Raw genomic sequence first — 263 nt, 5'->3', positions numbered from 1 at the left:
CGCAGGCGGATCTTGTCGCTCGGGAATTCCAGGCTGTTCTGCACGTAAAGGCTGTAGGCGGCGTCAGGCAATTCCACCCGATAGGTCGGCAAGCCCTGTGGGTGCACTTCGATCACCGGCAGGCCGCCGATGCGCAGGCTCAAGGTCATCGCGCTGGCGTTGAGGGTCACGCCATCGAGCATCACATCATCGCTGTGGGGGATCAGGTTTTGCCATTGGTCTTCGGTCGGTACACCGCCGGTGTCGGCGGCGACGAACAGCGC

The 263-nt window shown here is 63.1% G+C and carries 1 protein-coding gene; it reads right to left on the bottom strand.

Annotated features, from left to right (window positions below; all coding sequences use genetic code 11):
* A partial coding sequence (locus KZZ07_RS27060; RefSeq protein WP_219520086.1) for a hypothetical protein occupies window positions 1-263 on the bottom strand: 263 nt, incomplete at both ends.

The sequence above is a fragment of the Mameliella sp. CS4 genome (assembly GCF_019392335.1).
GTDB lineage: Bacteria > Pseudomonadota > Alphaproteobacteria > Rhodobacterales > Rhodobacteraceae > Antarctobacter.
Note: the sequence above shows the minus strand (reverse complement) of the source record. Positions and strands in the feature narration are given on the sequence as shown.